This window comes from Phytobacter ursingii (genome assembly GCF_001022135.1).
GTDB classification, from domain to species: Bacteria; Pseudomonadota; Gammaproteobacteria; order Enterobacterales; family Enterobacteriaceae; genus Phytobacter; species Phytobacter ursingii.
Map to the genome: position 1 here is coordinate 3,059,455 of NZ_CP011602.1, position 23,391 is coordinate 3,082,845.

The 23,391-nt window shown below is 53.0% G+C and carries 28 protein-coding genes; 17 read left to right on the forward strand and 11 right to left on the reverse strand.

Annotated elements, in window-relative coordinates:
- Nucleotides 1-54: 54 nt before the first annotated feature.
- On the reverse strand, nt 55-258 hold the full coding sequence (gene tatE / locus AB182_RS17945; RefSeq protein ID WP_047371293.1) for a twin-arginine translocase subunit TatE: 204 nt from the start codon (nt 256-258) through the stop codon (nt 55-57).
- A gap of 127 nt (nt 259-385) precedes the next feature.
- On the reverse strand, nt 386-1,174 hold the full coding sequence (locus AB182_RS17950; RefSeq protein WP_047371294.1) for a deaminated glutathione amidase: 789 nt from the start codon (nt 1,172-1,174) through the stop codon (nt 386-388).
- Between the two features lie 88 nt (nt 1,175-1,262).
- On the opposite strand from AB182_RS17950, the gene crcB reads away from it, so the two are divergent.
- Nucleotides 1,263-1,646 (forward strand): fluoride efflux transporter CrcB, encoded by a 384-nt coding sequence (gene crcB / locus AB182_RS17955; protein ID WP_041852145.1) that lies wholly within the window; start codon nt 1,263-1,265, stop codon nt 1,644-1,646.
- 55 nt (nt 1,647-1,701) lie between these two features.
- On the opposite strand, the gene cspE is transcribed toward crcB, so the two are convergent.
- Both cspE and AB182_RS32665 read right to left on the reverse strand, forming a co-directional pair.
- Nucleotides 1,702-1,911, reverse strand: coding sequence for a transcription antiterminator/RNA stability regulator CspE (gene cspE, locus AB182_RS17960; protein WP_012542460.1), 210 nt, complete (start codon nt 1,909-1,911; stop codon nt 1,702-1,704).
- Between the two features lie 353 nt (nt 1,912-2,264).
- Complete coding sequence (locus AB182_RS32665; protein ID WP_167337891.1) at nt 2,265-2,426, reverse strand: hypothetical protein; 162 nt, start codon at nt 2,424-2,426, stop codon at nt 2,265-2,267.
- Between the two features lie 88 nt (nt 2,427-2,514).
- On the opposite strand from AB182_RS32665, the gene dcuC reads away from it, so the two are divergent.
- The 5 genes from dcuC (at nt 2,515) to uspG (ending at nt 6,162) form a co-directional block, all read left to right on the forward strand.
- Nucleotides 2,515-3,888 (forward strand): anaerobic C4-dicarboxylate transporter DcuC, encoded by a 1,374-nt coding sequence (dcuC, locus tag AB182_RS17965; protein WP_047371295.1) that lies wholly within the window; start codon nt 2,515-2,517, stop codon nt 3,886-3,888.
- A gap of 136 nt (nt 3,889-4,024) precedes the next feature.
- Nucleotides 4,025-4,795 carry a ribonuclease I gene (rna, locus tag AB182_RS17970; protein WP_380081273.1) on the forward strand — a complete coding sequence of 257 codons (771 nt, stop codon included), beginning with the start codon at nt 4,025-4,027 and terminating at the stop codon, nt 4,793-4,795.
- A gap of 169 nt (nt 4,796-4,964) precedes the next feature.
- Nucleotides 4,965-5,375 carry a nucleoside diphosphate kinase regulator gene (gene rnk, locus AB182_RS17975; protein WP_047371297.1) on the forward strand — a complete coding sequence of 137 codons (411 nt, stop codon included), beginning with the start codon at nt 4,965-4,967 and terminating at the stop codon, nt 5,373-5,375.
- 134 nt (nt 5,376-5,509) lie between these two features.
- On the forward strand, nt 5,510-5,599 hold the full coding sequence (yldA, locus tag AB182_RS33300) for a small membrane protein YldA (RefSeq protein ID WP_277922267.1): 90 nt from the start codon (nt 5,510-5,512) through the stop codon (nt 5,597-5,599).
- A 134-nt stretch (nt 5,600-5,733) separates the two neighbouring features.
- The gene (gene uspG, locus AB182_RS17980) at nt 5,734-6,162 is read left to right on the forward strand and encodes a universal stress protein UspG (protein WP_047371298.1); all 429 of its coding nucleotides are present in this window, start codon (nt 5,734-5,736) and stop codon (nt 6,160-6,162) included.
- Between the two features lie 126 nt (nt 6,163-6,288).
- Here the strand turns inward: uspG and ahpF are convergent, their stop codons facing one another.
- Together ahpF and ahpC are read right to left on the reverse strand one after the other, a co-directional pair.
- Nucleotides 6,289-7,854: an alkyl hydroperoxide reductase subunit F gene (gene ahpF, locus AB182_RS17985; protein WP_047371299.1), complete on the reverse strand. Its 1,566-nt coding sequence runs from the start codon at nt 7,852-7,854 to the stop codon at nt 6,289-6,291.
- Nucleotides 7,855-8,099: 245 nt separating this feature from the next.
- Nucleotides 8,100-8,663: an alkyl hydroperoxide reductase subunit C gene (gene ahpC / locus AB182_RS17990; RefSeq protein ID WP_041852156.1), complete on the reverse strand. Its 564-nt coding sequence runs from the start codon at nt 8,661-8,663 to the stop codon at nt 8,100-8,102.
- 397 nt (nt 8,664-9,060) lie between these two features.
- Between ahpC and dsbG the strand changes: the two genes are divergently transcribed.
- The 3 genes from dsbG to AB182_RS18005 all read left to right on the forward strand — a co-directional run bounded on the left by dsbG (nt 9,061) and on the right by AB182_RS18005 (nt 11,920).
- Nucleotides 9,061-9,804, forward strand: coding sequence for a thiol:disulfide interchange protein DsbG (gene dsbG / locus AB182_RS17995; protein WP_047373344.1), 744 nt, complete (start codon nt 9,061-9,063; stop codon nt 9,802-9,804).
- Between the two features lie 329 nt (nt 9,805-10,133).
- Nucleotides 10,134-11,309 carry a phosphoadenosine phosphosulfate reductase gene (locus tag AB182_RS18000; protein ID WP_120785460.1) on the forward strand — a complete coding sequence of 392 codons (1,176 nt, stop codon included), beginning with the start codon at nt 10,134-10,136 and terminating at the stop codon, nt 11,307-11,309.
- Complete coding sequence (locus AB182_RS18005) at nt 11,294-11,920, forward strand: IbrB-like domain-containing protein (RefSeq protein ID WP_047371300.1); 627 nt, start codon at nt 11,294-11,296, stop codon at nt 11,918-11,920. Before AB182_RS18000 ends, AB182_RS18005 begins: the two co-directional genes overlap by 16 nt.
- A 6-nt stretch (nt 11,921-11,926) precedes the next feature.
- On the opposite strand, the gene AB182_RS18010 is transcribed toward AB182_RS18005, so the two are convergent.
- Nucleotides 11,927-13,087 (reverse strand): pyridoxal phosphate-dependent aminotransferase, encoded by a 1,161-nt coding sequence (locus AB182_RS18010; protein WP_047371301.1) that lies wholly within the window; start codon nt 13,085-13,087, stop codon nt 11,927-11,929.
- A 126-nt stretch (nt 13,088-13,213) separates the two neighbouring features.
- On the opposite strand from AB182_RS18010, the gene AB182_RS18015 reads away from it, so the two are divergent.
- From AB182_RS18015 to AB182_RS18030, 4 genes are all read left to right on the forward strand, one after another.
- A complete protein-coding gene (locus AB182_RS18015) occupies nt 13,214-13,825 on the forward strand; it encodes a methylthioribulose 1-phosphate dehydratase (protein ID WP_047371302.1) in 612 nt (203 codons plus the stop codon).
- Nucleotides 13,825-14,514, forward strand: a complete 690-nt coding sequence (gene mtnC, locus AB182_RS18020) for an acireductone synthase (protein ID WP_047371303.1) — start codon at nt 13,825-13,827, stop codon at nt 14,512-14,514. The genes AB182_RS18015 and mtnC overlap by 1 nt, the downstream gene beginning before the upstream one ends.
- A complete protein-coding gene (locus tag AB182_RS18025) occupies nt 14,511-15,053 on the forward strand; it encodes a 1,2-dihydroxy-3-keto-5-methylthiopentene dioxygenase (RefSeq protein WP_047371304.1) in 543 nt (180 codons plus the stop codon). Before mtnC ends, AB182_RS18025 begins: the two co-directional genes overlap by 4 nt.
- A gap of 139 nt (nt 15,054-15,192) precedes the next feature.
- Nucleotides 15,193-15,756, forward strand: coding sequence for a hypothetical protein (locus AB182_RS18030; protein ID WP_047371305.1), 564 nt, complete (start codon nt 15,193-15,195; stop codon nt 15,754-15,756).
- A 257-nt stretch (nt 15,757-16,013) separates the two neighbouring features.
- Here AB182_RS18030 and AB182_RS18035 read toward each other — a convergent pair whose 3' ends face one another.
- Nucleotides 16,014-16,346 (reverse strand): SdpI family protein, encoded by a 333-nt coding sequence (locus AB182_RS18035; RefSeq protein WP_047371306.1) that lies wholly within the window; start codon nt 16,344-16,346, stop codon nt 16,014-16,016.
- A gap of 206 nt (nt 16,347-16,552) precedes the next feature.
- On the opposite strand from AB182_RS18035, the gene AB182_RS18040 reads away from it, so the two are divergent.
- Entirely contained in the window at nt 16,553-17,005 is a 453-nt protein-coding gene (locus AB182_RS18040) for a hypothetical protein (RefSeq protein ID WP_047371307.1), read from the forward strand.
- Between the two features lie 33 nt (nt 17,006-17,038).
- On the opposite strand, the gene AB182_RS18045 is transcribed toward AB182_RS18040, so the two are convergent.
- Complete coding sequence (locus tag AB182_RS18045; RefSeq protein ID WP_047371308.1) at nt 17,039-18,313, reverse strand: MFS transporter; 1,275 nt, start codon at nt 18,311-18,313, stop codon at nt 17,039-17,041.
- Nucleotides 18,310-19,734, reverse strand: coding sequence for a M20 family metallopeptidase (locus AB182_RS18050; RefSeq protein WP_047371309.1), 1,425 nt, complete (start codon nt 19,732-19,734; stop codon nt 18,310-18,312). The genes AB182_RS18045 and AB182_RS18050 overlap by 4 nt, the downstream gene beginning before the upstream one ends.
- Nucleotides 19,735-19,958: 224 nt before the next feature.
- Between AB182_RS18050 and AB182_RS18055 the strand changes: the two genes are divergently transcribed.
- On the forward strand, nt 19,959-20,888 hold the full coding sequence (locus tag AB182_RS18055) for a LysR family transcriptional regulator (protein WP_047371310.1): 930 nt from the start codon (nt 19,959-19,961) through the stop codon (nt 20,886-20,888).
- Here AB182_RS18055 and AB182_RS18060 read toward each other — a convergent pair.
- A complete protein-coding gene (locus AB182_RS18060; RefSeq protein WP_047371311.1) occupies nt 20,885-21,763 on the reverse strand; it encodes a LysR family transcriptional regulator in 879 nt (292 codons plus the stop codon). The genes AB182_RS18055 and AB182_RS18060 overlap by 4 nt on opposite strands.
- A 110-nt stretch (nt 21,764-21,873) precedes the next feature.
- Here AB182_RS18060 and AB182_RS18065 point away from each other — a divergent pair, with 110 nt between their 5' ends.
- Nucleotides 21,874-22,524: a DsbA family protein gene (locus tag AB182_RS18065; protein ID WP_047371312.1), complete on the forward strand. Its 651-nt coding sequence runs from the start codon at nt 21,874-21,876 to the stop codon at nt 22,522-22,524.
- An 8-nt stretch (nt 22,525-22,532) separates the two neighbouring features.
- Nucleotides 22,533-23,384, forward strand: coding sequence for a Vmh family MBL fold metallo-hydrolase (locus AB182_RS18070; RefSeq protein WP_047371313.1), 852 nt, complete (start codon nt 22,533-22,535; stop codon nt 23,382-23,384).
- Nucleotides 23,385-23,391 lie beyond the last annotated feature (7 nt).

A 23,391-nucleotide genomic window follows, 5' to 3' on the forward strand; every position in this document is an offset into this window, starting at 1 on the left:
CTTGCAATAAAAAAACCGGCGTAATGCCGGTTTTTTTATGTTGCACGAACATACTTACTCTTTATGAGAAAGCTTTTCGGCCGGAACGTCGTCTTCCGCAGTTTTCTTCGCCGTGGTGTCATCGTCATTCATGGCTTTTTTAAAGCCCTTGATCGCTGTGCCCAGATCTCCGCCCAGCGTACGAAGTTTTTTGGTACCAAACAGCAGAACGACCAGTGCGGCCACGACCAGCAATTTGGTAATACTAATCTCACCCATAGATACCTTCTTTCATAAAACGGACTGCGTAAAGCACCATTATAACCTGATGTCATTAACGGTCATTCGACGCGCGCACACAATAGCAATCTGTAACGAGATGAATCAAGCATTGTTTAAAAAAACATCACATCAGTTGCGGTGGAGCGAAACGGCGATTTCGCAGGACGGGTAATTTCTCCCGCGTCTGCGACAAACGCTGTTGCGTAACCTCCGCCATGATAAGTTGCGGGACCTCTCCCGCCGCGGCAATAACCACTCCCTGCGGGTCGACTACCTGACTCTGGCCAATATTCTTATTGCCACATTCACCTGACGCCACGATATAACAGGTCGTGTCCAGCGCTCGCGCCGCCAGTAACGTCGCCCAGTGCTGCTCTTTGAGCGGGCCCCGAACCCATGCCGCAGGAAGTGCCAGAATATCGGCCCCCTGTAACGCCAATGACAACGCCAGCTCAGGAAAGCGCAGATCATAGCAGGTCATTAACCCGACCTTCATCCCGTCTACGTCAATTAACGGTGCGATTTCATGCCCCGCATCCACACGCGCCGACTCTTGCATGTTAAACGCATCGTAAAGATGCAGTTTGGCGTACCGGGTAAGAATATGCCCTTCGCGCAGCGCCACCAGCGTATTTACCGCCCTTCCCGACGAGGAAGGCACATGAATGGTCAGAAGGGTTGTCAGCGTATTTTTGCGGCTCTCCTCAAGCAACAGGCTTAAAAAGCCTCCATCAAGCGTCTGGGCCGATTTCACAGACATATAAGGGTCATTGTCATCTCGCGCCAGTAACGCCTCAGGAAGTACCAACAGCGACGCCTGCTGACGTGCTGCTTGCGCCATCAATGTGACACACGTATGAGCATTTATTTGCCAGTCCGGGGTAACAACAAACTGCCCTGCCGCAACAATCATCGTTTTCTCCTGCTTCTGTCGCCATAGCCAGTCCTCCGCTTCGGCGCTACACTCACCACTCTAACAAATCAAATAGCAGGATTTCCGCGTGTTACAACTTCTTTTAGCTGTATTTATTGGTGGCGGGACGGGTAGCGTGGCGCGATGGGCGCTCAGCATGAAATTTAACCCCGCCCATCATGCTATTCCGTTGGGGACACTGACAGCGAATTTAGCCGGGGCGTTTATCATTGGGATGGGACTGGCCTGGTTTAACCGCATGACTCATATCGACCCGATGTGGAAAGTGTTACTGACCACAGGTTTTTGCGGTGGTCTGACTACGTTTTCAACGTTTTCAGCGGAGGTGGTTTTTTTATTACAGGAAGGACGTTTTAGCTGGGCTTTGCTTAACGTGGCCGTTAACCTGCTCGGATCATTTGCGATGACGGCGCTCGCCTTCTGGTTGTTTTCCAGCGTTAATGCGAATTAAGGGCAAAAAAAACCCGCCTTAGAGGCGGGTTTTATAATTCTGTCTTATTGCTAACTTAGATAGCCATTACGTTAGCAGCAGAAGGACCTTTGGCACCGTTAGTGATTTCGAACTCTACACGCTGACCTTCAGCCAGAGTTTTGAAACCATTGCTCTGGATTGCAGAGAAGTGTACGAACACGTCTTTGCTGCCATCTTCCGGAGTAATGAAACCGAATCCTTTGGATTCATTAAACCACTTAACGTTACCTTTAATCTTAGACATCAATATTACCTTTACATGAAAAACGACACAAATGCTGTGTCGAGTTACAGTACAACAATTGTGAAGACTTTTGTCCAGTCGTTATTCATCAAAAAGTGATAAATGTCGCTAAGTTTTTTCAAAGATACTGTTTATTTGGGATCCGCATCAATGGTTAAGAATTAACCACCTCAAAAATGCTACGTCGCGCAAACGAGACGCGGTATTTTGCTCATAAATTAGTGACAACGATGAAGGAATGTGTACCCCGCCGGGATGACAACCATCGACAATCACAGTGCAGCAAGCAGGATCAGCATTCGGTTACGCAAAGAGACACGAATAGAGGAACGCGCGATGGTCTCGCTGCCCGCTCAGGGTTTGCGCCTTCCTTTGCGAACAATCGACCACTTTTCAGCGCCCAGTACGCCCATGATTTTTTGCGAACCTCGCAACTGTATTTCTGCCATTTTGCGGGAAATAAGCAAAAATGCGCGATAATATTCGCAAAACGATTCTTCTTTGATTTTAATCATCTACTCTTTAGCGGTTATTCGGCACATTGCATTTCTTCCTTTTCCGGCAGTCATTTTTCTTGTTCTTTACCCTTGGATCCAGAACATTATGTTAACGTTTATTGAACTTCTGATTGGCGTCGTGGTAATTGTGGGTGTCGCACGCTATATCATTAAAGGTTACTCTGCCACCGGCGTGCTGTTTGTCGGCGGTCTGACGTTGTTAATCGTCAGTGCGCTGATGGGACACAAAGTCCTGCCGGGGAGTGCTACCAGCACGGGTTACACCGCAACAGACATCGTTGAATACATTAAAATCTTGCTGATGAGCCGCGGTGGCGACCTGGGCATGATGATCATGATGCTGTGTGGGTTTGCCGCCTATATGACCCATATCGGTGCCAACGACATGGTCGTTAAGCTCGCTTCCCGACCGCTGCGTTTCATTAACTCGCCCTATTTATTAATGATCGCCGCCTATTTTGTCGCTTGCCTGATGTCCCTGGCGGTCTCCTCCGCTACCGGGCTTGGCGTATTATTAATGGCAACGCTCTTCCCGGTAATGGTGAACGTAGGGATAAGCCGCGGGGCCGCCGCTGCTATTTGCGCCTCTCCGGCGGCGATTATTTTATCTCCCACCTCCGGGGATGTGGTGTTGGCCGCGAAAGCCGCAGAGATGCCGCTCATCGACTTCGCGTTCAAAACTACGCTGCCGATCTCCATCGCTGCCATTATTTTTATGGCCATCGCCCACTATTTCTGGCAGCGCTATCTGGATAAAAAAGAGAACATCACCGCAGAGATGCTGGATGTGAAAGACATCACCACCACTGCGCCGTCTTTCTACGCCATTCTGCCGTTTACACCGATCATTGGCGTGCTGATCTTCGACGGAAAATGGGGGCCGGAATTGCATATCATCACTATCCTGGTGATCTGCATGCTGCTCGCCGCAGTGCTGGAGTTTTTGCGCGGTTTCAATACGCAGAACGTCTTTTCCGGTCTGGAAGTGGCTTATCGCGGCATGGCCGATGCGTTTGCTGGCGTGGTAATGCTGTTAGTTGCCGCCGGCGTCTTCGCACAGGGGCTCAGCACGATTGGTTTTATCCAGAGTCTGATCTCCATTGCCACCTCGTTTGGTTCCGCCAGTATCATTCTGATGTTGGTGCTGGTCATTCTCACCATGCTGGCGGCGATGACGACGGGTTCCGGTAACGCACCGTTCTACGCGTTTGTGGAAATGATCCCCAAACTGGCACACGAGTCAGGTATCAACCCGGCTTATCTTTCGATTCCGATGCTGCAGGCTTCTAACCTTGGTCGCACCATTTCCCCGGTGTCCGGCGTGGTGGTTGCCGTTGCAGGTATGGCCAATATTTCTCCGTTTGAAGTGGTAAAACGGACATCAGTGCCGGTCATTGTGGGTCTGATTGTGGTGATCGTGGCGACAGAAATTCTGGTTCCAGGCGCCGCCGTGCATTAACAGTCTGTTCAGACATAACGCAAAAAGCGCCCATCCGGCGCTTTTTGTGCTTTAATAACTTACGGAAATTATCTAAACACATTCATCAGGATCAGAAATGTTCAGAAAGGGACTCGTCGCCAGTCTGGGTGTCGCCATGGCGATGCTGTCGCTCTCCCCCCTTCACGCTGCCCCACTCGAGCCCAAACAGTACGGTGATTTTGACCGCTACGTGCTTGCACTTTCGTGGCAAACCGGTTTTTGCCAAAGTCAGCATGACCATGGGGGGCGCGAGCCGGAAGAATGCCGACTACAAAAAGAACTACCGCAAAAAATTGATTTTCTGACCGTTCACGGCCTGTGGCCCGGCCTGCCGAAATCTATTGCGGCACGCGGTGTGGATGAGAAGCGCTGGATGCGATATGGCTGCGCCACGCGCCCTGTTCCCAATATGCCTGAGGCGAAAATCAGCCAGAAATGTTCTGCCGCTGAAACCGGAATGTCACTGGAAGTGGCGAACAAGCTCAACTCGGTTATGCCCGGCGCTGGCAGCTCGTCTTGTCTGGAACGTTACGAATATGCCAAACACGGCGTTTGCTTCGGTTTCGATCCGGACGCCTTATTCGGGACGATGGTGCGTCTGAACCAGGAAGTGAAAAGCAGTGCGCCGGGGCTTTTTCTGGCAAATAACTACGGTAAACACGTAAGCCGTAGCGATTTTGACGCCGCCGTTGCGAAGGCCTGGGGTGCTAACAGTGTTAAAGCTGTAAAACTGAACTGTAGCGGTAATCCGGCGTATCTGACTGAAATGCAAATCGCCATTGACGCGCGGGCTATCAATGAGCCGCTTTCTGCAAAATCCCTGCTGGCGCAACCCCATCCGGGAAACTGCGGAAATGACTTTGTTATCGACAGCGTCGGTTATTAATACCGCCCCTTCGGCTTAAAGACATAAACCCGGCAAATGTGAGCTAAGTCACTTCAAAGTTGTGTGCAGTCTCAGTATCATCCGAAGAGTTAAACCCTCGCTGCCAGACGGCGAGGGTTTTTCTTTGGATTAATCTGGCGGGATTTCGCCTCATGACATGGAGTAATAGATGTCCAGACCTGCAATTATCATCAATGAACTTGACGCTGAGCGCATTGACCGTCTGCTGGAGCAACCCGCTCATGCCAGTCTGCCGGTCGCGAAGGTGCTGAATGACGAACTGGATCGCGCGCAGATGTGTGCGCCCGAAGCGATGCCAGCCAACGTGGTAACCATGAACAGCACGGTAAAATTCCGTGAGTTGAAAAGCGGTGAAATCCGCACACGAACCCTCGTCTACCCGGCGCAAATGACCGATAGCGCGACGCAACTGTCCGTGATGGCGCCAGTCGGTGCTGCGTTACTGGGCTTACGGGTCGGCGATAGCATCCACTGGGAACTCCCCGGCGGTGCGACCACCGATCTCGAAGTGCTGGAGTTAATCTACCAGCCAGAAGCCGCTGGCGAATATCTGCGTTAAGCACGCCATACGCTGTTAAGAGGATGCATACCGCATCCTCTTTTCCCTTCCTGGGTCAGCTCACCCGAATGTCGCATATCTTTGTCCCGACCAGGCTTCTATTGTGGTAAGAGGTTTTTGCCCAGGGTTCGCATATGAGCGAAACATGGATCATCACCCTTATTTATTTGATCGTGGCGGCGATTATTGTCGCAGCCGTGCTCTATCTCGAACGGCACTGGTAACGTCCGGTCATTCCGGAAAGTCATCTCTCTCCACTTAAACCCCAGGTCAAATAAATAATTGCCAGCGACGTAGCAGAATCATGCGGTCATACCTGCTGAAATACCCGTGACATAATCTACAGGGAGACACGTTTATGTATCAGACAATCATTATGCCGGTAGATGTTTTTGAAATGGAGTTAAGCGACAAAGCCGTGCGCCACGCCGAGTTCCTTGCTCAGGACACGGGGGTCATCCATTTACTGCACGTTTTGCCAGCTTCTTCCAGCCTGAGCCTGCACCGATTCGCTGCAGATATTCGTCGTTTTGAAGAACATTTGCAGCATGAAGCGCAAACCCGCCTGACCACGATGGTAAGTCACTTTTCAATTAGCCCTGAGCGTATCCGCACCCATGTTCGTCTGGGAAGCGTACGCGATGTGGTCAATGAGTTAGCAGAAGAGTTACATGCGGACATGGTGGTGATTGGTTCGCGTAACCCCTCTATCACTACCCATTTGCTGGGGTCAAACGCGTCAAGCGTTGTGCGCCATGCGCACATTCCGGTGCTGGTTGTACGGTGAAAAAAAGAGGCTGCCAGTGGCAGCCTCTTTGTTATTGCAGGTTTAGGCCCTTCATTCTTCGGGTTGCCGGTGCGTTAGCTTCATGCAACCCGAATGATTTCGGGCTTGTCTTACTTTCTTCTTATGTTATGCACGCTTTGTACGGATCAGGTAGTCGAATGCACTCAGAGAGGCTTTCGCTCCTTCACCCGTGGCGATAATAATTTGCTTGTACGGCACCGTCGTGCAGTCACCCGCGGCGAACACGCCTTTGACGCTGGTTTCACATTTCGCGTCAATGATGATCTCGCCCATACGGTTGCGCTCAATAGCACCTTCCAGCCAGGTGGTATTCGGCAGTAAACCAATCTGCACGAAGATACCGGCCAGCGCGATATGATGCACATCACCGCTCACGCGATCGCGATACTCAATACCCGTCAGTTTGCTGCCATCGCCTTTAACTTCGGTGGTTTGCGCATTCAAAATGATGTCAACATTACCGAGGCTACGCACTTTATCCTGCAGCACCTGGTCTGCTTTCATCTCGGGCGCAAACTCCAGCAGGGTGACATGTTCAACAATACCTGCCAGGTCGATGGCAGCTTCCACGCCGGAGTTACCGCCGCCGATGACCGCCACACGCTTACCTTTAAACAGCGGGCCATCACAGTGCGGGCAGTAGGTCACCCCTTTGGTGCGATACTGTTCTTCGCCCGGCACGTTCATGTTGCGCCACTTTGCCCCGGTCGCAATAATGATGCTGCGTGCCTTCAACACCGCACCCGATGCAGTTTCAATCTGATGCAGACCCCCTTCCACCGCAGCCGGCGTCAGTTTGGTCGCACTTTGCGAATCAATCACATCAACGTCGTATTCAGAAACATGCGCTTTCAGCGCGCCCGCCAGTTTTTGGCCTTCGGTCTTCGGCACAGAGATATAGTTTTCGATGTCTACAGTGTCCAGCACCTGGCCACCAAAACGCTCACCCATCAACCCGGTACGGATACCTTTACGTGCGGAGTAAACCGCTGCTGCCGCACCAGACGGGCCGGAACCGACAATCAGCACATCATACGCATCACGCTTGTTCAGCTCTTCCGCTGCACGTTTTTCCGCGCCAGTATCAATTTTTGCCACGATTTCAGCCAGCGTCATACGCCCCTGACCGAACTCTTTACCATTGACGAAGACTGCCGGAACGCCCATCACATTACGGTCAGTGATTTCATTCTGGTACGTGCCGCCATCAATAGCCGTATGTTTGATACGCGGGTTCAGCACCGCCATCAGGTTAAGCGCCTGTACGACATCCGGGCAGTTATGGCAGGTCAGCGAGTAATACGTTTCAAACTCAAAATCACCGTCAATATCACGAATCTGCTCGAGCAAAGATTGCGCTTCTTTAGACGGGTGCCCACCGGTCCACAGCAGCGCAAGCACCAGAGAGGTGAATTCATGGCCCAGCGGCGAACCCGCAAAACGTGGCCCCTGGCTTGAACCTGGGTTGGTAATCAGGAAGGACGGCTTGCGCACTGCCAGCGTGTTATCTTCTTTGAAAGAGACTTTATCTGACAGTTCAGCAATTTCAGCCAACAGTTCCTTGATTTCTGCCGATCTGGCGCTGTCATCCAGCGTGGCAATCAGCTCAACAGGTTTAGTCAGTTTCTCAAGGTAAGCCTTGAGCTGCGTTTTCATGTTTGTGTCGAGCATTTTTAATCTCCTGGGCTTAAAACATCATCATGCAAGCTGCCTTATTACGGCGGCCCCAATGCAACTTGAATCATGGTGCGCGGGAATAAAATGGGCGCAAAAGCGCCCATTAACAGACTAATTCGCAAGAATTTCGTGTTACAGGAAGGCGGCAAGCTTATGAATCCCCGGGAGCTTACTAATGTAAGTGACCGGGGTGATTAAGCGCAGCCAACGCACCTGTAGCAAGAAAGGCGTCGCGAATTTTAGATTTTGCCAACCAGGTCCAGGGACGGAGCCAAGGTCGCGTCGCCTTCTTTCCACTTAGCCGGGCATACTTCGCCTGGGTGGGAAGCAACATACTGTGCGGCTTTGATTTTACGCAGCAGGTCAGATGCGTCGCGGCCGATACCTTCAGCGGTAACTTCGATAGCCTGGATGATACCCTGCGGGTCAACGATGAAGGTGCCACGGTCAGCCAGACCTTCGTCTTCACGCATGATTTCAAAGTTACGGGTCAGGGCGCCAGTCGGGTCGCCGATCATCGCATATTTGATTTTAGCGATGGTGTCAGAGCTGCTGTGCCATGCTTTATGCGTAAAGTGGGTGTCAGTAGAAACAGAGTAAACGTCAACGCCCAGTTTCTGCAGCTCTTCATAATGGTCAGCGACGTCACCCAGTTCAGTCGGGCATACGAAAGTGAAGTCAGCCGGGTAGAAGAAGAAGACGCTCCAGCGGCCTTCGGTATCTTTCTCAGTAACTTCTACGAACTCACCGTTTTTGAACGCCTGGTTTTTAAAAGGTTTGATTTTGGTGTTAATTAAAGACATCTATACTTCCTCCGTGTTTTCGTTGAGGTGTAAGTTAACGATTTTTTTCCGACTCGGCTAATGCGTTTGCATTATCAAATCAATAAGCGTTAGCTAACAACTCGCACAAAACTGTTTAATGTACCGTACATGAACGAGCGTAAAGTTGACGGGGATCCCATCGGTAAAAAAACAAAAAAGCCACCTCACGGGTGGCTTTAGACCTGAAATACCCGCGGGTGCTTCAGCGCCAGTCGTACTGGCATCACGTTGTGCGGCAAGGAAAAAATTGTCGCACAGACGGTGAGGATTACAACACTCTCGCTGCCACATAACAATGCACGGGATGCAGATACTGTCTATGGTTGTGATAGGTTTTACCGTCAACAACATTATCTCATTGTTACATAAGGTTTTTATGCTTAAACGTCTACTCGCACTTTCGCTTCTTTCTTTTTACGTTCAGGCAGAAGAGCTTCCTGCACCTGTACAAGCCATTGAAAAACAAGGTATCACAATCATTAAATCTTTCGATGCGCCAGGTGGTATGAAAGGTTATCTCGGGAAATATCAGGATATGGGCGTCACCATTTATGTCACGCCGGACGGCAAACAGGCAATTTCAGGCTACATGTACGACACCGCCGGAACCAACCTGAGTGAGAAAATGATTCAGGATGAGATCTACTCTCCGGCAGGTCGGGCGCTCTGGCAGCAGATGGAAAAATCGACGTGGATCCTTGATGGTAAAAAAGACGCGCCGCGGGTGATCTACGTTTTTGCCGATCCGTTCTGTCCGTATTGCAGCCGCTTCTGGCAACAGTCACGTCCATGGGTTGAATCCGGTAAAGTACAAATCCGCACGTTATTGGTTGGCGTTATCAAACCCGAAAGTCCTGCGGCAGCGGCAGCCATTTTGAGCGATAGCGACCCGGCCAAAAAGTGGCATGACTACGAGCAATCCCTCGGGAAAATGACGCTTGATTTACCCAAAACCGTCCCTCCGAAGATCATGAATGTATTGAAAGGTAATCAAACGTTAATGGACGAATTGGGTGCCAACGCCACACCAGCCATTTACTACATGAATAAAGATAATGTGCTGCAGCAGGAGGTTGGGCTCCCTGACGAGGAAAAAATGAAGCTGATTTTGGGCGAATAAAGGTAAAAAAAAACCACAAAAGTGTTAAAAATTCAGCCGGAGAAATACATCACTGAGAATTATGATTATTTCTCCGGAATTGTTTTTTCGTTACCAATCATAAATTCTCGTTGCAAAACAGTGAGAAATAAAACAAAAACACAATGCTAGTGAATACAAACAATTCAAATCATTTAATATAATTATATCATTGAAATCTATAACAAATTAAAGATTAACTCTTTGTTTAATTTCATTATCATTTCCAGTCTGATTAGGTAATCGCCTGGGGTTAATTGACGGTGAAAATTGATAAGCAAATTCTGGAACAGGATGTTCTGGACGCCAGCATGGAAAGGATTAAATGGACATTAGAAAACTTCCAGAAAGTATGTGTTTCTTTTTCTGGCGGAAAAGATTCCAGTATCATGCTCAATCTGACGGTACAACTCGCTCGTCGGATGAAAAAGAAAATCAGCATCTTATTTATCGACTGGGAAGCGCAATTCAGCCATACCATTAACCACGTAGAACGCATGCGTACTGAATATAGCGATATCACAGAGCGTTTTTACTGGGTTGCCCTGCCGCTGACCACACAAAATGGCTTATCGCAATTTTCCCCCACCTGGCAATGCTGGCAACCCGGCGTGGAATGGGTACGACAACCCCCTGAGCATGCCATTACAAATCCTGCCGAATTTCCCTTTTATGAGCACGGAATGACATTTGAAGCCTTTGTCAGTGAATTTGCCGACTGGTTCGCCAACCATCGTCCGGCAGCGATGATGATTGGTATTCGTGCTGACGAATCTTACAACCGCTTTATGGCTATTGCGTCGGCCCGCAAAATGCGTTTCGCCGATGATAAGCCCTGGACCACCGCGGCGCCGCGTGGACATGCCTGGTACATTTACCCAATTTATGACTGGAAAACTGCCGATATCTGGACCTGGTTCGGTAAGACCCAAACCCCCTATAACCCGCTATACGATTTGATGTATCAGGCAGGCGTGCCTACGCGCTATATGCGTATCTGCGAACCTTTCGGCCCGGAACAACGTCAGGGTCTGTGGCTCTATCACGTTATCGAGCCTGCACGTTGGGCAGTGATGTGCGAACGCGTCAGCGGTGTGAGCAGCGGCGGAATTTACGCCGGGCAAGATAACCTCTTCTATGGCCATCGCAAGCTCACAAAGCCGGCCCACTTACGATGGCGGGAGTATGTCCTGTTTTTACTTGATAGCATGCCGGAACAGTCCGCCGAACATTACCGCAACAAAATTGCCGTCTACCTGCGCTGGTTCGAAAAACAGGGGGTGACGGAGATTCCAGACAGTCAACCCGGCGACGCTGGCGCAAAGGACGTCCCCTCCTGGCGCCGCATCTGCAAGGTGCTGCTCAATAACGATTACTGGTGCCGGGCGCTCTCTTTTAGCCCTACCAAAACAAGCAATTACAAACGCTATCACGAACGAATCAAAAATAAACGCAAGGAGTGGGGAATACTATGCAACAGCGATTAATCAATGAAATTGAGGCTTTTCTTGCCGCATTACCTGAGGAAGAACGGATTGCAGCCATCAACGACTTTCGTCGCACTCTCCACGCGTACAGCCCCTTCCGCGATCAGCCTGTCGATTGCGTTTTGTGGGTAAAAAACGACCATATTTCTCCCAATGACTATAACCCCAACAATGTCGCGCCGCCGGAGAAACGGCTGTTACTGAAATCGCTGGAAGCCGACGGTTTCACCCAGCCCATAGTGGTGCAGGAAGACAAACCCCATCATTTCGAAATTGTCGATGGTTTTCACCGCCACGAGCTGGGCAAAAGTCGGGCGACCCTAAGAAGTAAACTTAAAGGCTATCTCCCGATTACGTGCCTTAACAGTGACAGAAACAGCAAATCGAATCGCATGGCGGCGACCATTCGGCATAATCGGGCACGTGGCCGTCATCAAATCAATGAGATGGCGGAAATTGTTCGTGAACTCTCACGGCTGGGCTGGACAGAAGAACAGATTGGTCAGGAACTGGGAATGGACAGTGATGAAGTCTTGCGCCTGAAACAGATTAACGGCCTGACAGAACTTTTCGCAGGCCGTCGATTCTCGCGCGCGTGGACGGTTAAATAGCGCCAGCTACAGCTTACATAACCGTTCAGCGGCTGCCAGTAGCGTCGATTCCTGCTTTGCAAAACATAAGCGAATCAGTTTATGCGGAAAGGGATCGGCGCAAAAAACCGACAGCGGAATAGCCGCAACGCCAACCTCTTTAGTCAGCCACTGGCAAAAGCTCACATCATCAAGATCGGAAATGGCACTGTAATCTGCCAGCAGGAAGTAAGTCCCCTCACACGGCAGGATCTCCAGCCGACTGCTGCTGAGTGCATTGACCAGCACATCGCGACGAGCCTGATAAAACGCAGGCAAGTCACGGTAATGTTCCGGCGCGGTCCGCAACATATCCGCCAGTGCCAGTTGCGCGGGCGTATTGACCGAGAAGGTCAGGTACTGATGCACTTTGCGCAGTTCAGCGCTGATGGCAGCCGGCGCCACGCAGTAACCCACTTTCCAGCCGGTCATATGAAAGGTCTTGCCAAATGAGGAAACGGCAATTGCCCGCTGACGCAATTGCGGGTGCGCCAGCACGCTGGCATGCCCCTCCTCGACAAAGCTGATGTGCTCATACACTTCATCACTCAGCACATAGATTTCTTTCTCGTTGATCGCCTGCCATAAAGCCGCAAAATCCTCTTTGCGCCACACGGTTGCGGAGGGGTTATGTGGTGTATTCAGGATAACCAGCCGGGTTTTATCGCTCAGTAGGGCAGCGAATGCCTGCCAGTCGACACGGAAATGGGGAGGTTGCAGGGCGATACGTTTCAATATGCCGCCTGACAACTCCACCGCCGGGGCATAGCTGTCATAGCTTGGATCGAAGCAGATAACTTCATCGCCCTTACGCACCAGCGCCGTGATCGCTGCATACAATGCCTCGGTTGCTCCCGCCGTCACGGTGATATCGCTGCCCGCGTCCGGTTTATAGCCATACAGCGCGTCGGTTTTATCGGCAATCGCCTCACGTAACGCCTGCACCCCGGTCATCGGCGCATACTGATTCGCCCCTTGCGCCACGTGATAAGCCAGGCGCTCTTGTAAATAGCGTGGGCCATCAAAATCCGGGAATCCCTGAGACAGGTTGATGGCTTTATACTGCTGCGCCAGCGCACTCATTTGCGTGAAAATTGTGGTGCCTAAAGCGGGAAGTTTACTTTTGGGAATCAGTGCGTTATCGCTCATAGTTGCATGCCTGCTTGTAATACTGATGTTGCTGCCACTATAACACGATGTTAGTATTTGGCAATCAAGACGCTTAGACGTCTAAACCATAAGAATATTCCTGCCGACGCGCAACCCAGGAAGACTATGACAAACAACCTGCAACTCCATGAACTCGTTAACGCTTGCCACTGGATAGGCCAGAAAGGCTGGTCACCGGCTACCGGCGGCAATATGTCGCTGCGTGAAGATTCGCAATGGTGCTGGCTGAGCGAATCCGGCAAAGACAAAGGCAGCCTGACGACAGCAGATTTCCTGCAAGTCTCCATCGCCGATAATCATGCGCCCTCCGGGCGTAAGCCGTCAGCGGAAACGGGCCTGCACACGCTGATTTATCGCCTGTTCCCGGAAGCGAATGCGGTGCTACATGTGCACACCGTCAATGCCACCGTACTGTCACGCGTTGAGCGTGCACCTGAGTTGCTTATCAGCGGCTTCGAAATGCAAAAATCTCTGCGCGGACAAACCACGCATCTTGATACCGTATCGATTGCCATTTTCGATAACGCTCAGGATATTGATGCCCTCGCCCGCCATATTGAACATTACGCGCAAGAACGCCCCCTGAACTATGGCTTTTTGCTGCGTGGTCACGGTCTGACCTGCTGGGGCCGCGACGTGGCAGAAGCGCGTCGCCATCTGGAAGGGCTTGAATTTTTATTTGAATGCGAAATGCAGCGCCGTCTGCTGGAGAAATAATGATCCGCGCGATAGTTACCGACATAGAAGGTACCACCAGCGATATTCGCTTTGTGCACAATGTGTTATTTCCCTATGCCCGCGAACGCCTGCCGGCTTTTCTCAACGCACAGCAGTATATCGAGCCGGTAAAAACCATCCTCGATAATCTGCGTGAAGAAATAGCACAACCTGATGCCACCACCGCCGATCTGCTCGACACATTGCTGCAGTTTATCGATGAGGATCGCAAATCCACGCCGCTAAAAGCGCTACAGGGCATTATCTGGCGCGATGGCTACGTCAACGGCGACTTTACCGGTCATCTCTACCCGGACGTATTGCCAGCGCTGGAAAAATGGAAAGCCCAGGGCATTGATCTTTATGTTTATTCCTCTGGCTCGGTGGCGGCGCAAAAACTGTTATTTGGCTACAGCGACGAAGGTGATATTACTCATCTGTTCAGCGGCTATTTCGATACCCTGGTGGGGGCGAAGCGCGAGGAGCAGTCATATCGCAATATTGCTGAACAATTGGGCATTCCTGCGGCGCAGATCCTGTTCCTCTCTGATATCCACCAGGAGTTGGACGCCGCCGAAGCGGCCGGTTTGCGTACCGTACAGCTGATTCGTGGCGACAATGACGCCACCAGCCATCATCACCAGGTTTCCTCTTTCGACCACATTAAGCCGGAGCAGATCCCCTCATGAGCGCACTGACGATTTATTCTGACAAAGACGCCAGCAAGCCTGTCTGGCAAGGCACCGACGCCGCTGAGATTCAACAAAAGCTGAACGCCAAAGGCGTCCGCTTTGAGCGCTGGGAAGCTGACCGCGATCTGGGTGCAGACCCGTCGCCGGAAACGGTAATCGTCGCCTACCAGCATGCGATCGACAAACTGGTTGCGGAGAAAGGCTACCAGAGCTGGGATGTGATCAGCCTGCGCGCCGATAACCCGCAAAAAGAAGCGCTGCGCGCCAAATTCCTCAACGAGCACACGCACGGCGAAGATGAAGTACGCTTCTTCGTTGAAGGCGCCGGGCTGTTCTGCCTGCATATTGGTGATGAGGTCTATCAGGTGCTGTGCGAGAAAAACGACCTGATCTCCGTGCCCGCTGGCACCCCGCACTGGTTTGATATGGGCTCCGAGCCGAACTTCACCGCCATCCGTATTTTCGACAACCCGGAAGGCTGGATTGCCCAGTTCACCGGCGATGCGATTGCGGAAAACTATCCGCGACTTGCGTAATTACCTCTCCTTCTGTTCTGGCCCTGCGTTTGTACGGGGCCTTTTTTCACCCCTACCCATTCCTGTAGCCTGGCTTTTCTCCTGTTAAACCCGGCCTATACTTGCTCTTTTTGCGAAAGCGATGCACAGGGAAGGAAAAATGAAGCAAGTCATAGTGATGCTGTTGATGATGGTGCTGAGCGGTTGTGCCACCACGGTGCCGATGCCAAAAGAGGATACCCTCAATTACCTGCGGGTGATGGATAACAATATTACGGTCCTGTCAGACAAGTACGGCTATGTATTCCAGCGCGATAAGACTCACGACGTTTATAACGACTACAAAGCCTTTTATGACGAGTTCGGCGACAAAAGCCCCGGCGTGGCGGTGTTCTTTGTGGTGAAAGATAAGGATGTCACCGCAGAATATCGGGCGATTGTTGACGCCACCCAGTTAACGCCCGCACAGACGGACAGGCTGAAATATCACTACAACGCCCATGTGATGGAGTCCGGGAAAACACTCGTGGCGGTTTTCAAAGCGCAGGGGCACATCTATGGCGCACTGCATTTTCGGACCTCAGAAGCGACGAAGTTAACAACGCCGATCACCGTAACCATCACCGATAAAACGGAACAAAACATCAGTTACACGGCCCCGTTGTTGATCCCCATTTTCCCGCTGGTGATGATGTACGGTTGCGCAAAGGGACCTTGTGTTTGAGTCTTAGCCCTCACCTGTAATACCGCGATACGCTGCCTCCCGGATGCGGCGTAAACGCCTTATCCGGGCTACCGCCCGCGGGACCCGGGGTTCGTAGCCCGGCTAAGCGCAGCGCCAGCCGGGAAAACGCCAGGGGCACCATTTGCGGGCCTGCCTCCCGGATGGCGGCGTAAACGCCTTATCCGGGCTACCGCTCGCGGGACCGGGGGGTGTTCGTAGCCCGGCTAAGCGCAGCGCCAGCCGGGACAATACAGGCACTACTTTCGCGCCAGTATCCGCGCACGCATCTGTGTAAAGAACACGGGCACCAGCACTTCGAGCATAAACAGCACCAGGCTTATCTTTTGGTTATCCTCACCCGGACGCCAGTTTCCCAGGATGGCCGAGAGTACAAAAAATGCCACGCCCGCTGTCAGCATCGCCATACCATACAGACGATTGGCCCGATACCACAGCCCGTCATCATTCATTGTCCGTGCCGTTCGCACCCCATACCAACGGTTAGGTTTCACCTTTTGCAATACCAGCGGAATGGCAATAGCCATTAATAGCAGACTGGTGATACTCAGCCAGATAAAATTCATGTCCATCAGCGACTCTCCCTTTAAACGCATATTATCCCCGAAAAGGGATATTCACTGTCATGATGGATGGTAGTGGAAAACTAACGAGCGAATAAGAGTAACGTCATATTTTGATTAACTTTATGTGATGATGTAACAGCTTGCTGCTGGTCATGCCACGGCCCGACACCGTAGGATTCCGCTCCTGACCTTACGGCCTCGAGAACGGACGCGTGAAATATTCCCTGTTTTTATTTTTACTGACCTTACCTGCACTGGCCGCGCGTGCGGATGATGCCGTTAAACTTAACTGCCCGCCGCGTGGCGCTATTACCGTCTCCTTTTTTAATTACTATCTCATCACTATGAAATGGGGCGATCATTTCCAGGTCGCTTCAGGAAAATTGCAAAGCCACACCAAAGCCGGGGTCCCGTTCTGGACCACCACCTTTGGCAACGGCGACGATCTGGCCTATTTCCCCAACTCCCACCAGTACTATCTGTTTTATGCGGGTTCGAGTGATCCTGTGCAATGTTCGGAACAGGAAAGCTACGTCTATCCGGTCATCACCCCGCCACGCTATGAAAACAATATTGTCAGCAGCAAAAAAAGCGTGCCACAGACACCAGACAGTGACATCGATAATTCTCAGGTGATTTTGCCCGGACCCGGCGCACAGGGATAACCCCTCTCCGGACAGAGAGGGGAAACGTGTTGATTAACAAAGTTGTTTTTGCGTATGCCACAGCGCGGCAACGCTCAGGAACACGGTAACCATCAGGTAGAAACCCGGTGCGAAGTGGCTGCCGGTCGCGCTAATAAGCAACGTACAGATGAACGGCGCAAACCCGCCAAAAATCGTCACTGCGATGTTGTAACTGATGGACATCCCACTGGCCCGGGTCGATACCGGGAAGATATCCGCCATCACCGACGGGATGGTTGAGAAGTAGAGGGATTTCAGCAGCGCCATCCACCCCACCAGCAGTGACAGCGACAAAGGCGTCACGTTCAGGCTGGTGAGCCAAAAGGCAGGTAACAGCGTAAACGCCAGCAGCCCCAACGCGGTCCACAACAGACGCTCGCGCCCGACACGCTCTGCCAGGAGGCCACCTATCGGCGTCACTACGGTAAGAATCACCCCGGCTAACAACGTCGCGCTATAGGCCGATGACGCAGGCAGACCAAGACTTTTAGTCGCCCAGGTCGGCACATAGTTGAGCATGTAGTTGATCGCCGTGGAGACCACCATCAGACCAATCGCCATCGCCAGCAGACGTTTTTGCGAACCCAACAGTTGCTTCACCGGATGACGTGGTTTCTCGATCTCAACATAAACCTCAGGCTCGTGCACATGGCGACGGATCCACAGACCAACCGGGCCAATCAGCAGTCCGAAAGCGAACGGCACGCGCCATCCCCAGTCCAGCAACTCCGCCGGCGTCAGCCAGTGCGCCAGACCCAGACCAAATGCCGATGCCATCAGCGTGCTGGCCCCTTGCGTGGCAAACTGCCAGCTGGCGATAAAGGTCTTGCGCTCCGGGAAATGTTCCACCAGAAATGCCGTCGAACTACCAAACTCACCGCCGGCTGAGAAGCCCTGAATCAGGCGCGCCAACAAAATCAGCAACGGCGCCGCCAGACCGAGAGTGGCATAACCGGGCATAAAAGTAATCATCGCCCCGCCCAGCATCATCAGGTTGATAGACAGCAGCAGCGAAGCCTTACGACCGCGTTTATCGGCATAAGCGCCAAGCACAACCGCCCCCAGCGGGCGAATCAAAAAGGCGATACCAAAGCTGCCGAACGCGAGCAGCAGCGAGACCGTTGGGTTGGAGGTCGGGAAAAAAACCTGGGCGATATAGCTGGCAAAGAAGCCATATACCGCGATATCAAACCACTCCAGGGCATTACCAATACAGGTGGCAAAAAGCGTTTTTGCCAGGCTCGGGCGTACGCTGCCCTGCTCTGTTTCACGGGCGAGAGTGGTCATTTTGCACCTCCGTTCTGATGCGCCAGATGGCTTGCAAGCAGTGCAGCCCCCCGCTCACCCAAATCCCAGAACAGGCGAGTCATAATCGCCAGCCCTTCGCGGGCAATGGCAATGGGCAGGTGCTCATCCGGCGCATGCTGACCGCAGGCCGGGTACGAATGTGGCACCCATAGCGTTGGCAGCCCCAAAATGCCGGCAAATACATCATTAGGTAGCGAGCCGCCAAGGTTTGGCAACAGAGCCGGTTTCTTGCCGGTCGTCTCCGCCATTGCCTTAAGCGTCCAGTTTACCAGCGGATCGGTCGGGTCAAAGCGCGTCGCAGGGGTGCCGCGCACCTCACTGAGAGTCACCATGGAAAAGCCGTGCGCGTCCAGATGCGCGCGAACCGCCTGCTCCAGATGCTCCCAGTCGGTACCGACCACGAAACGCAACTGGCAGACCGCCGTCGCCTGCCCCGGAATCGCGTTCATGGGCTGCGCCGGATTACCCGTCAGGAAAGAGAGCACTTCCAGGGTATTCCAGCCAAACAGTTTTTCTGCCGCCGACAAACCCGGTTCGCCCCAGTTCGGGTCGGTTGTGGGGTCGTTTTCGCCACCGGCCGGGGTGATATCCGCGAGAATGGCTTTCAGTTCGGGCGTTAACGCTGGCGGTTTCAGCGCCGCAATCTGGATTTCGCCTTTTTCGTCCACCAGGCTCGCAATGGCATTCGCCAGTTGCGTACCGGGGTTGCTCAGCAGCCCGCCCCAGTTGCCGGAATGATAATCTTTGGCGCGGGCGTTGATGGTCAGGCGAAAGTTGGCACAGCCGCGTGAACCGAGGAACAACGTCGGGCGTTCCGCGCTCAGGCGCGGCCCATCAGAAGCGATAAACAGATCCGCATTGATGCGCGCTTTAAGCTGTTCGCACACGGCGGCAAGCCCCGGCGAACTGATCTCTTCGCCCATTTCGCACAGCCAGACGCAGTTAAACCCCAGCCGACCATTGCGCGCATGATAGACCTGCTCCAGTGCGGCAAGGTTAACCGAGTGCTGCCCTTTGTTATCGGCCGCACCGCGTCCGTACCAGTTGCCGTCACGTTCGACCAGCGTCCACGGCGACAGCCCTTCGCCCCAGCGCGCATCATCGCCGAAGACGACATCGCCATGCCCGTAGCACATCACAGTGGGCAGATTTGGGTCTTCTTCCCGGCTGGCGAGTAAAAACGGTCGGGCGGCATTGACCGGGTTAGCAATCACCTCGGTCTTAAAGCCCATTTCCTGAAAAGCGGGAATGAATACGTCGTTGTAATAGCGCGTGAGCGCGTCATCCCTGTCGTTACGCTGGCTTTCGCTGGGGATAGCCACCCGGCTGGCAAGGATGGTTTTAAAATGGCCGCTGTCGAACCACGCCAGCGCCTGGTCGACTACCTGTTGTGTTGTCATGTTGTGTGCCCTGTCCTGATCCTGTCCAATATCGAGCCGCAGTTGCGTGGCTGCGACGCGAATTATTCAGGGTGCATTTGCTGCCGATGGCGCAAAGAGATGTTGTTGTCTTTTTGTTCTAAACCAGAACCGAGCATTGCCACAATAATAATAATTGCAATTTGGCGTTGCCTTTTTGATAAGGGTACACTGCACAATCTCAGGGCGTCGCAGAGGATTCATCTATGTTGAGTAACGAACTACGCTACTTTTTTGCGGTAGCCACCACCGGCTCGCTTAGCACCGCCAGCGAGCAGCTTTACGTGGCAGGTTCCGCCATCAGCCGGCAAATTCATAAGCTGGAAACCCGGCTGGGCGTGACGCTCTTTGAACGGCATTCGCGCGGTATGGTTTTAACCGATGCCGGGCAGATTCTGGCTAACCATGTACGCAAAAACATGCGCGATATGGAATTTGCGATGGCCGAAATTCAGGGGCTAAAAGCCGTGCGCAAAGCCCTGGTACGTATAGCCTGTACCGAGGGGATGGCGTTTGATCTGTTGCCGGGCGTACTGGCGCGTTTTCGCCAACAACACCCGGCGGTGAGTTTTGATTTACAGGTCGGCACGGCGATGCAGGTGGCGGAGTGGATCCGGCGCAATGATTGTGATGTTGCGTTCCAGTTCAGCCTCGCGCCTGAACGGGACGTGGAAATTATCGCCGCCTGGCCCGCCCCAGTGCTGTTGCTGCTGGCGAACGAGCATCCCCTGGTAACGCAGCCGGGTGTGGCGATGGAGGATTTGCACCACTATCCGCTGGTTCTTCCGGAGGCAGGTACCACGTTGCGCCAGCTTTTTGATCTCTCCTGTCGCATGGCGGGCACCTTTCTGGAACCCGCGTTCAGCAGCAATAATTTTGCTGCCCTGTACGGTTTTACCCGCCATACGCCTGATGCCCTGACTGTGTGCAGCCATTTCAGCGTACTGTGGCGCGCAAAACAGGATGGCATGACGCTTAAAACGATCAATAACTCCTCGCTAAGCCAGCGTACTCTGCAGATTCAGGTGCCGGGGAGCAAACATCGCCCGGCGGCGGTCAATACCTTTCTCGACCTCACCGCCCGGGAGCTGGACAAAGAACATAAGCAGTGGATGGCGGAACTGACTCTGGCTTAAGCGGCAAGATGCTGCTTAACTGCATCGAGAAACAGGCCGAGCGCCGCATGCTGATGATCGCGGGATTGATATAGCCCATAAATGCCCAGTGGCTGCGGCTCCAGTTGCGGCAATACGCTGACCAGCCGTCCACTCTCCAGCCCGGCGCGCGCCTCAATTTCCGGCACCAGCGCCAGCCCCACATCCGCCATCGCCATGTCGCAAAGCAGAGACGATATTCCGGCGCTGAAATTACCATTGACCGCGATGGCGACAGTGCCCTTCTGCGGATCGCGAAACGACCAGGATTGCCCTGAGAAACGGCTGTAATGCAGACAATTGTGCCGGGCGAGATCGTCAGGGGTTTCAGGCTGCCCGGCCTTTGCAAGGTAGCCTGGCGAGGCACACAATACCGAACGGCATTCCCCCAGCGCGCGGGCAATCACCCCAGGTTCGGGAGCATTGGTAATACGTATCGCCAGATCAATACGCTCGCCCACCAGGCTGACTGGCTGATTGTTGATGTCCACTTCAATACGCAGCGCCGGATAGCGCGCCAGAAAGGACGGGATAACCGGCCCCAACAGGTGGGTTGCCGTAAAGTGGGCGCAGGCAATACGCAGCGTGCCCGACGGCGTCAGGCGCGTGGCGTCACCTTCAATGTCTTGCGACAGCAAAGCCAGTTGCCGCGTTTTCTCAAGAATTTTCTCCCCGGCGGGGGTCAATGTGAGTCGCCGTGTCGAGCGGTGAATTAAGCGCGCCCCGGCCCATTTTTCCATCTCATCCAGATAACGGCTGACCATTGGCCGTGAGATACCCAGCGAACGTGCCGCCGCGCTCAGACTGCCCAGTTCGCAAATCCGGTTGAAGGATACTGCCGCCATGATCCTGTCCATTCCCTCTCCATCTGATCGTTTTATGAAACACAGCATGAATTGTTTCAGGAATAGTAGCAGAAGCTGTAATCCGTAGAATGGAAACCACTGACTCTCAGGAGGACTACATAATGGGATTTCAACCCGGCCTTTACTGGATAATCGATCCGCTTTGCGGCTGGAGCTATGGCGCACTGCCTTTGCTCAACCGCGTGGCGCAGGATTTCACGCAACAGCATATTTTACCCGGTGGGTTATTCATCGGCACCCAGCGCAGAAAACTCGACGCCGACTGGCTATCGCATGTTCATGAGCATGATGCGCGTATCGCCGCGCTAACCGGCATGACCTTCGGCAGCGATTACCGCACACAGTTACTGACCAATAGCGAGATTATGCTGGATTCTCTCCCGGCCAGCCGCGGACTTCTGGCTGCACAACGCTTTGCCGCTCCCGGTAGCGATCTTCTGTTTTTGAATGCGGTCCAGCGCGCCTGGTATGAACATGGGCAGGACATTACCCGCGCCGATGTGGTCGACGATGTGCTCAGCAAATCCGTTGAGCCGGGCATCAGGCTGGGGCAAATCCCGGAAAATGAAGCGCTGGATGCCATTCAGCATGGGCGAATGCTGATGGGACAAACAGGCGGTCAGGGCTTTCCCACCGCCGTATTGATCAATAAAGGCGGGCAGTACACGCTCTTGCCTGTCTCGCGCTATTACGGGCAACCAGAGGTATTTTTCACGCTGGTGAGTCCCCTTCTCTCTTCACTTAGCCGTTAAGGAATGCCATGAACGTAAAATCCGTTACTCTGTTACTGTCGCTGGCTGCCGTCCCCGCGTTTGCCGCGCCGCTGCAACTGGATGTCTACAACCCGCAGGAGAAAGGTATTTTCCCGGTCTCTTCAACGCTGGTATCCGGGCCGAAAGAGGCTGTGCTCTTTGACGCACAGTTCAGCGTTAAAGATGGCGAAGAACTGGTGAAGCTCATCAAAGCGCGTGGCAAAGCGTTAAAAGAGATTGTGATCACCTCCGGCGACCCGGATTTTTATTTTGGTCTCGAACCGCTGGTGAAAGCCTTCCCACAGGCAAAAGTGGTGGCGTCTAAAGCGGTGGTTGACCATATCAACGCAACAAAAGAGGCCAAACTGGCCTTCTGGGGGCCGCAGATGAAAGAGGGCGCGCCAACGAAACTTATTGTTCCCCAGGTGACCACCGCCACGCGTTTTACCGTTGACGGCGAGCCGCTGGAGCTGAAACACACGGGCGATTATGCCGCCTATGTCTGGATCCCGGCGAACAAGGCCATTTTAGGTGGCACCGGCATTGCCTCAGGGATCCATGTCTGGACGGCAGACACGCAGACCCCGGCTATTCGCAAACAATGGATGGCGGTTCTGAGCGAGATGCAGGCGCTGAAACCGCAGCAGGTAATTCCCGGCCACTACCTGGGCGAGCGTCCGGCAGGCGATGGGGCGATTACGTTTACCCATGATTACCTCAATACCTTTGAACAGACGCTGGCATCTAAAAAGGGTTCTGCGGCAGTGATTGAGGCCATGAAAGCGGCATATCCAAAACTGGCGGATGAGAGTTCACTGGAGTTGAGCGCGAAAGTGAATACCGGCGAGATGAAGTGGTAACGGCTTA